General features: G+C 69.6%; 9 protein-coding genes and 1 pseudogene. 7 read left to right on the top strand and 3 right to left on the bottom strand.

Annotation, left to right across the window (positions count from 1 at the left end; all coding sequences use genetic code 11):
* Window positions 1-128: pseudogene (locus ACWELJ_RS32425) on the top strand (proline dehydrogenase); the annotation flags it as partial.
* 24 nt (window positions 129-152) lie between these two features.
* Here ACWELJ_RS32425 and ACWELJ_RS32420 read toward each other — a convergent pair.
* A complete protein-coding gene (locus tag ACWELJ_RS32420) occupies window positions 153-1,016 on the bottom strand; it encodes an oxygenase MpaB family protein (RefSeq protein ID WP_452369891.1) in 864 nt (287 codons plus the stop codon).
* Window positions 1,017-1,162: 146 nt separating this feature from the next.
* On the opposite strand from ACWELJ_RS32420, the gene ACWELJ_RS32415 reads away from it, so the two are divergent.
* On the top strand, window positions 1,163-1,795 hold the full coding sequence (locus ACWELJ_RS32415; RefSeq protein ID WP_452369890.1) for a TetR/AcrR family transcriptional regulator: 633 nt from the start codon (window positions 1,163-1,165) through the stop codon (window positions 1,793-1,795).
* A 13-nt stretch (window positions 1,796-1,808) separates the two neighbouring features.
* Here the strand turns inward: ACWELJ_RS32415 and ACWELJ_RS32410 are convergent, their stop codons facing one another.
* On the bottom strand, window positions 1,809-2,663 hold the full coding sequence (locus tag ACWELJ_RS32410) for an oxygenase MpaB family protein (protein WP_452369889.1): 855 nt from the start codon (window positions 2,661-2,663) through the stop codon (window positions 1,809-1,811).
* 157 nt (window positions 2,664-2,820) lie between these two features.
* Between ACWELJ_RS32410 and ACWELJ_RS32405 the strand changes: the two genes are divergently transcribed.
* From ACWELJ_RS32405 to ACWELJ_RS32395, 3 genes are all read left to right on the top strand, one after another.
* Window positions 2,821-4,254, top strand: a complete 1,434-nt coding sequence (locus ACWELJ_RS32405; RefSeq protein ID WP_452369892.1) for an acyl-CoA synthetase — start codon at window positions 2,821-2,823, stop codon at window positions 4,252-4,254.
* Between the two features lie 34 nt (window positions 4,255-4,288).
* Window positions 4,289-4,660, top strand: coding sequence for a PPOX class F420-dependent oxidoreductase (locus ACWELJ_RS32400; protein WP_452369888.1), 372 nt, complete (start codon window positions 4,289-4,291; stop codon window positions 4,658-4,660).
* A gap of 103 nt (window positions 4,661-4,763) precedes the next feature.
* The gene (locus tag ACWELJ_RS32395; protein ID WP_452369887.1) at window positions 4,764-5,075 is read left to right on the top strand and encodes a hypothetical protein; all 312 of its coding nucleotides are present in this window, start codon (window positions 4,764-4,766) and stop codon (window positions 5,073-5,075) included.
* Window positions 5,076-5,151: 76 nt separating this feature from the next.
* On the opposite strand, the gene dapD is transcribed toward ACWELJ_RS32395, so the two are convergent.
* Entirely contained in the window at window positions 5,152-6,114 is a 963-nt protein-coding gene (gene dapD / locus ACWELJ_RS32390; RefSeq protein ID WP_452369886.1) for a 2,3,4,5-tetrahydropyridine-2,6-dicarboxylate N-succinyltransferase, read from the bottom strand.
* Between the two features lie 109 nt (window positions 6,115-6,223).
* Between dapD and dapE the strand changes: the two genes are divergently transcribed.
* Complete coding sequence (dapE, locus tag ACWELJ_RS32385) at window positions 6,224-7,330, top strand: succinyl-diaminopimelate desuccinylase (protein ID WP_452369885.1); 1,107 nt, start codon at window positions 6,224-6,226, stop codon at window positions 7,328-7,330.
* 65 nt (window positions 7,331-7,395) lie between these two features.
* The coding region (locus ACWELJ_RS32380; RefSeq protein ID WP_452369884.1) for an LOG family protein at window positions 7,396-7,828 on the top strand (433 nt) is incomplete at its 3' end.

Below are 7,828 nucleotides of genomic sequence, written 5' to 3'. Positions count from 1 at the left end.
ACGCGGGGCACGCGCTGCGCGTCTACATCCCCTACGGCACCCAGTGGTACGGCTATCTCATGCGCCGGCTCGCCGAACGCCCGGCCAATCTCGGCTTCTTCCTGCGCGCGCTGGCCGAGCGCGGCTGAGCGCCCGATGACCGGTCGCCGGGTTCAGAGCAGTGGCCGGCCGAAGCGGCGGCGCAGGCGCATGTCCGCCAGGAAGAAGTTGTAGGGGAACAGCCGCAGGACCGTGGGCATGCGGGTCCAGACCGCGGAGACCACGCGCAGGAAGCCGGTGAAGACGCGCTCGTCGCGGGCGCTCCAGGTCATGGACATCTCGTCGCGCAGGTGCTGGGGCAGCAGCGCGGTGACGATGAAGCGGTGCAGGCCGCCCAGGGCGAACTGCACCGGCCACGACACCATCTTCAGGTCGGTGAGGTCGTTGAAGTACTTGCGGGTGGGTCCGTCGATGGACTTGGTCGCGAGGTTCTCGTCCCAGTAGGCGTAGAAGTCCTCGCGGGTGGCGGGCCACAGTTCCGGGCGCATCTGCAGCGTGGTGCCCAGGCGGGCGCAGTACTGGTAGAAGGCCTCGGCCAGTTCGGGATCCATCGGGCCGCGCATGCGGTGGTACAGGTCGTCCACGCCCCAGTACAGGCAGGCCGCCACCCACAGCTGGAGTTTGGGGTCGAAGGCGTTGTACTTGACGGGGGCGCCGGGCTTGGAGTGCACGCTGCGGTGGGCGCCGTTCACGGCCTCGCGGTAGGCGCCGCGGTCCTGGTCGTCGCCGAGCAGGGCGACCGCGAGGTAGGTGAGGGTGGTGCGCAGCCGCTTGACCGGGTGCAGGGTCACCTTGCCGCTGTCGACGTCACTCTCCATCACGCCGTAGGCGACGGGTTTCAGCGAGAGCTGCATGACGACATTGGCCGCGCCGCCCAGGAAGGCCGCGACGCCGTCGATGTGCTCACGGATGTCCGCGGGGGTCAAGGGCTGAGCGGCCGGGGGAAACTCGTCGAACTTGCGCAGCGGGGCGGTCATCGTTGACTCGACTCCTCGTCGTCACTCCTCGACGGTGAGGAGAGTGTGAGAAATTTCGCCACTCACCTTCTCATCATGGGGTGCCGGTGTCAATGTGCGAAGATTAGTGCCTCACCGTTTCTTTGCGACCGGAAAGGGCCCGGACCATGGCCAAACTGGCCAAACTGCTGCCGCTCGTCCGCGGATCCGGCCCCGAGGACCGCAATCAGGCCAAGGTCCTCGACGCCGCCCTGCTCGCCTTCCTCGACTTCGGCATCAAACGCACCAGCATGGTCGAGGTCGCCCGGCGCGGCGGGCTCTCGCTGGCCACCCTCTACCGGCGCTTCGCCGGGAAGAACGATCTCATTCAGGCCGTCGGGCTGCGGCAGGCTCGCCAGTTCATCGACGAGGTGGACGCGGCGGTGCAGGGTCCGATCGAGGCCGACGCCAGCGCGGAGGAACAGATCGTCGCGTTGTTCGTCGCCTTCACCGAGGGCCTGCGCAACAACCAGTTGCTGGACCGGCTGCTCAAGACCGAACCCGAGATCGTGCTGCCGTATCTGACCGTGCGGGGCGCGCCGGTGATCGAACTGGGTCGCGACTACCTGGCCGAGTTCACCGCCCGGCTGCAGGCGGAAGGCAAACTGCCGCAGTACGATCCGCTGCCGCTGGCGGAGTTCACCGCCCGCGCCGCGCTCTCGCTGGCGCTGACCCCGCAGACCGTCATCCCGCTCGGCGATCCGGACGCGCTGCGCGAATTCGCCCGCGCCCACGTCATCCCGAGCTTCCGGATCCCCTGACCCGCAACGGGTTTCACACCAGCCGCAGGCCCAGCCGGCGGCGCACGCGCATATCGGCGAGATAGACGTTGAGCGGGAAGGCGCGCAGTGACGCCGGCGCCACCGACTCGACCACGCCCGCCGTCCGCAGCATGGCGGCCAGCGCCCGATCCTGGCGCGGCGTCCAGGTCATGCCCATCTCGTCCCGGAGGTGTTGCGGCAGCAGACCGGTCACGAAGAAGCGGTGCACGCCGGCGAACGGCGGGCGCAGCGGGCGGGGCAGCATCTTCAGGTCGATGAGATCGTCGAAGTACGCCTTGATCTTCGGGTCGATGCGGGTCCTGGCGAGGTTCTCGGCCCAGTACCGGTCGAAGGCGGGGCGGTCGGCGGGCCACATCTCCGGGCGCACTTGCAGCGTGGTGCCCAGGCGCGCGGCGTAGTGGTAGAAGGCGTCGGCGTCGTAGTCGTCCATCGGGCCGTGCATCCGCTCGTAGATGTCGCGGGCGCCCCAGTAGAGGCAGGCCGCCACCCAGAGCTGGAGTCTCGGGTCGAAAGCGTTGTAGCGCACGGTGCTGTCGGGACGGGAGCGGACGTACTTGTGCACCGAATCCACGGCCTCGCGGTAGGCGGCGCGGTCCTCCTCGCTGCCGAGCAGCGCGACGGCGAGATAGGTGAGGGTGGTGCGCAGCCGTTTGAAGGGGTGGACCATCACGTTCCCGGATTCCACCGGGCTCTCCACCACGCCGTAGCCGACCGGCGGATTGGAGAGCTGCATGATCACGTTCGCGGCCGCGCCGAAGAAACCGGCCGCGCCGTCCAGATAGCGGCGGACATCGATCTCCGGTGCGGGTACGGCGGATTCGAACGTGCGGGGCAGCGGCCTGGTCATCGTTGACCACATCCTCTGGTGAGAAGGTTGTACAGAAACTGTCTTACCCACTCGGCTGGTCTGTCAACCGGCTGGTCCGCTTCGCAAGCGAACCGTTGCGCGTCGCGGCGGCAGGACCGGGATATCGGCCTCGGGGTAGCGTGAGCCCGTGTCGCCGCTGTTGCTGAGTTCGCTGAATCCGGCCGCCATCGCCGCCGGAGCCGATATCCCCGATGCCGTCACCATCGACGGGGAGACCCTGTCGCGCGGTGATCTGCTCGGCGCGGCCACCTCGGTCGCCGAACGCGTCGCCCAGGCCCGCCGGGTCGCGGTGCTGGCCGAGCCGACCGTCACCACCGTGCTCGCGGTGATCGGCTGCCTGATCGCCGGGGTCACCGTGGTCCCGGTCCCGCCGGACGCGGGCAGCGCGGAACTGGCCCACATCCTGCGCGACTCCGAGGCCCAGGCCTGGCTGGGCAAGGCCCCCGAAGGCTCCGAGCTGCCGGTGATCCCGGTCCGCAAGCACGCCCGGTCCTGGCACCGGTACGCCGAACCCGCCGGGAAGGCAACGGCTTTCGTGCTGTACACCTCCGGCACCACGGGCGCGCCCAAGGGGGTGATGCTCAGCCGCGCCGCCATCGCCGCCGGACTGGACGCCCTGATCGAGGCGTGGGGCTGGACCTCGAACGACGTTCTGGTGCACGGCCTCCCGCTGTTCCACGTGCACGGCCTGATCCTCGGCCTGCTCGGCCCGCTGCGGGCGGGCAGCCCGCTGATCCACACCGGCAAGCCCAGCCCGCGCGCCTACGCCGACGCGCACGGCACCATGTACTTCGGCGTCCCCACCGTCTGGTCGCGGATCGTCGAAGAACCCGGCGCCGCAGCGGAATTGACGAAAGCGCGCATCCTGATCTCCGGCAGCGCCCCGCTGCCCGTGCCGGTGTTCGAGCGGCTGGCCGAGCTCACCGGGCACGCCCCGATCGAGCGCTACGGCATGAGCGAGACCATGATCACCCTCTCCACCCGGCCCGACGGCGAACGCCGCCCCGGCTGGGTCGGCACCCCCGTCGCGGGGGTGGAGACCCGGCTGCGCGACGAGTCCGGCGCGCCGGTGCCGCACGACGGGGAAAGCGTTGGCGGACTCCAGGTCCGGGGCCCCATGCTGTTCGACGGCTACCTGGGCAAGCCGGAGGTGACCGCCGAGAACTTCACCGCCGACGGCTGGTTCAAGACCGGTGACGTGGCCGTCATCGACGCCGAGGGCTTCCACCGCATCGTGGGCCGCGAATCGGTGGACCTGATCAAATCCGGCGGCTACCGGATCGGCGCGGGCGAGATCGAGACCTCGCTGCTGGGGCATCCCGCGGTGGCCGAGACCGCCGTCATCGGCGTCCCGGACGAGGATCTCGGGCAGCGCATCGTCGCCTACGTGGTGCCGCGCGCCGGCTCCGTGGTGTCGCGCGATGAGGCGGCGGACGCCGCGCTCGCCGGCGAGCTCATCGCCCATGTGGCGGGCGAACTCTCGGTGCACAAGCGCCCTCGCGAGGTCCGCCTGGTGGACGCGCTGCCGCGTAATGCCATGGGCAAGGTGCAGAAGAAGCTCTTGTCTTGACCTCGAGCGCGGTCGAGGTTCTAGCGTGATCGCCATGACCGCATCCCTGTCGACCGCCCAGATCGACTACCTGAACAGCCAGCGGCTCGGACGGCTGGCCACCGTCCGTCCCGACGGCTCCCCGCAGAACAACCCGGTCGGCTACCGCTACAACGCGGCGCTCGGCACCATCGATATCGGCGGCCACCACATGGGCGCCAGCCAGAAGTTCCGGAATCTGTCGAAGGAGGACCGGATCGCCTTCGTCGTCGACGACGTGCCCTCCGTCGACCCGTGGACCGTGCGCTGTCTCGAAATCCGCGGCACCGCACAGGCTCTGCGCGATGTCGAACCGTTCTATCCCGGCCTGTCCCCGGAGATCATCCGCATCACCCCGGAGCGGGTCATCGCCTTCGGCATCGACTGACACCGAGGTTCTGCTGCCGAGGGTTTCGGGGTCTGGCCGCCGATCGGAGCCGCCTCTAGCGTCCTGGAGGTTGTCTTTTCTCGTCATCCAGGAAGGCCGAACGATGCCCACCGCACTGCGCACCACCATGGCCGCCACCGCTGTCCTCGCCGGACTGCTGGCCCCCGCCGCCGCGGCGACCGCCGCGCCACTGCCGCTCACCCCGATGCAGCAGCCCGCCGAGCCGGTCGCCGGGACCACCACCACCGGGTCGGTGAACACCGGACCCACCGGCACCGGATCCTTCGATCCGTCGGCGGCCGGTTCCTCGAACCTGATCAAGGCGCTCCAGACCGGCTCGGGTCAGTGCAACAACACCAGCCCGCTCCCGCCGCTCGACGGGCAGCCCGCCCCGTGGTGCGCCCTGTACAGGTAGGCACGCCTCGCGACTGCGCGCTGAAACACGAAAACCCCTGCGGCCCAGGCCGTCAGGGGTTTTCGCGTACCGCGCCCTAGTCGTTGGCGTGCAGGGCCGCGTTCAGCTCGATGCCGGTGCCCTTGCGGGGGCGCACCTCGACCGCGCCGGTCAGCGAGTTGCGGATGAACAGCAGGTTCGACTTGCCCGACAGCTCACCGGCTTTCACGGTGCCGCCGTCCGGCAGCGTCACCTTGGTGCCCGCGGTGACGTAGAGGCCCGCCTCCACCACGCAGTCGTCGCCGAGCGAGATGCCCAGGCCCGAGTTGGCGCCCAGCAGGCAGCGCTCGCCCAGCGAGATGACCTGCTTGCCGCCGCCGGACAGGGTGCCCATGATGGACGCGCCGCCGCCGACGTCGGAGCCGTCGCCGACCACGACACCGGCCGAGATGCGGCCCTCCACCATGGAGTTGCCGAGCGTGCCGGCGTTGAAGTTGACGAAGCCCTCGTGCATGACGGTGGTGCCCGAGGCCAGGTGCGCGCCCAGGCGCACGCGGTCGGCGTCGGCGATGCGGACGCCCGAGGGCAGCACGTAGTCCACCAGGCGCGGGAACTTGTCGACGCCGTACACGGTGACCTGGCCGCGGGCCCGCAGCTTCAGGCGGGTCAGCTCGAACTCCTCGGTCGAGCACGGGCCGTGGTTGGTCCACACCACGTTCGCGAGCAGCCCGAAGATGCCGTCCAGGTTCGCGCCGTGCGGGCGGACCAGGCGGTGCGAGAGCAGGTGCAGGCGCAGGTAGGCGTCGTGGGTGTCGATCGGCGCGGCGGCCAGGTCGGCGATGACGGTGCGGACCACCACGGTCTCGACCCGCCGGTCCTCGTCGACGCCGGCCGAGGCGGCGAACTTGGCGTACTCGGGATCGGAGGCGTCCAGCCGCACCGTCCCCACCTCGTCGGCGGAGAATTCGCCGAGCGTCGGGTACGGGTACCAGGTGTCGAGGACCGTCCCGTTGACGGTGATGGTGGCGATGCCGACTGCTGCTGCTCCCTGAGTACTCACGTCCCCACACGTTACCGGGCTGCGAATTCATACCGCATGCGGTGCCGATTTGTGCCAACGCAGCGACCGTGCGAAGAACTGCGGTTATTCCTCCTTTAGGGTGGATCGAGTGACCATCGATCTGAGAGCCGACCCGATTTCACTCACCGCCGCGCTCGTGGATATTCCGAGCGTGTCTCGGAACGAGAAGGTCATCGCCGACATCGTCGAAAAGGCCCTGCGCGAGCAGACCTCCGGATTCGAGATCCTGCGGCACGGCAATACCGTGCTGGCCCGGACCAATCGGGGCCTGCCCAGCCGGGTGATCCTGGCGGGACACCTGGACACCGTGCCGATCGCCGACAATGTGCCCGGCCACTTCGAGACCACCCCCGACGGCGAACGGCAGCTGTGGGGTTGCGGCACCGTCGATATGAAGTCCGGCGACGCGGTCTTCCTGCACCTGGCCGCCACCGTCGCCGACCCGGTGCACGACCTGACCCTCATCTTCTACGACTGCGAGGAGATCGCGGCCGAGTACAACGGGCTGGGCCGCATCGAACGCGAACTACCCGAATGGCTCGAGGGCGACCTCGCGATCCTCGGTGAGCCGTCCGGCGGCTGGATCGAGGCGGGCTGCCAGGGCACCCTGCGGGCGCGGCTCACCACCTCCGGCGTGCGCGCCCACACCGCGCGAGCCTGGCTGGGGGACAACGCCATTCACCGGCTCGCCCCGATCCTGGAGCGGCTGGCCGGATATCAGGCCCGCGAGGTCGAGATCGACGGCTGCACCTACCGCGAGGGCCTGTCCGCGGTCCGCGTCGAGGGCGGTGTGGCGGGCAATGTGGTGCCCGATATCGCCACCGTGGACGTGAACTTCCGCTTCGCCCCCGACCGCACCCTGGACCAGGCCACCGAGCACGTGCGCGAGGTGTTCGCCGGACTGGACCTGGATTTCGAGCGCACCGACGGCGCGCCCGGCGCCCTGCCCGGCCTGTCCAATCCGGCCGCCAAGGACCTGATCGAGATCGTGCACGCGCACGGCTCGGGCGGGGTGCGCGCCAAGTACGGCTGGACCGATGTCTCGCGGTTCGCCGCCCGCGGCATGCCCGCGGTGAATTTCGGTCCCGGCGACCCGAACCTGGCGCACAAGCGCGACGAGCATCTGCCCGTCGATCAGATCACCCAGGTGGCCTCGATGCTGCGCAGCTACCTCACCGGCGAGAAAAGCCGATGAACTGTTCAGCACCACGCTGAACGAGCGACCGACAGCGGTCATCCGCTCGCTGTACGGTTGCCTGTATGTCTGCTGACGGCGATAACGAGGGTGTGGGTTTGTCGAAGACACCACGGTTCCGGGGGCCGATCATGTTGCGGCGGGACCGGAAAAAGGGGATAGGCACCACCGACCAGCACTTGCTGGACGAACGCGGGCCCGCGGACTGGGTGCACACCGACCCCTGGCGGGTGCTGCGCATCCAAGCCGAATTCGTCGAGGGCTTCGGCGCTTTGGCGGAGGTGCCGCGCGCGGTGGCCGTGTTCGGCTCCGCCCGCACGCCCGCCGACTCGGCCGAGTACCAGGCCGGTGTCGCGATCGGAAACGCCTTGGCCCATGCCGGTTTCGCGGTCATCACCGGCGGCGGCCCGGGCGCCATGGAGGCGGCCAACCGGGGCGCGTCGGAGGCGGGCGGCTATTCGATCGGCCTCGGCATCGAGCTGCCGTTCGAACAGCACC

The organism is Nocardia sp. NPDC004582, assembly GCF_053602115.1.
The sequence above is the reverse complement of the archived record's forward strand: the minus strand, read 5'-3'. Positions and strand labels throughout refer to the sequence as shown.

Coding starts and splice junctions, on each gene's coding strand:
- ACWELJ_RS32415 (WP_452369890.1), top strand. CDS start 1,163: ATGGCCAAACTGGCCAAACTGCTGCCGCTCGTCCGCGGATCCGGCCCC.
- ACWELJ_RS32400 (WP_452369888.1), top strand. CDS start 4,289: ATGACCGCATCCCTGTCGACCGCCCAGATCGACTACCTGAACAGCCAG.
- ACWELJ_RS32410 (WP_452369889.1), bottom strand. CDS start 2,663: ATGACCAGGCCGCTGCCCCGCACGTTCGAATCCGCCGTACCCGCACCG.
- ACWELJ_RS32395 (WP_452369887.1), top strand. CDS start 4,764: ATGCCCACCGCACTGCGCACCACCATGGCCGCCACCGCTGTCCTCGCC.
- ACWELJ_RS32420 (WP_452369891.1), bottom strand. CDS start 1,016: ATGACCGCCCCGCTGCGCAAGTTCGACGAGTTTCCCCCGGCCGCTCAG.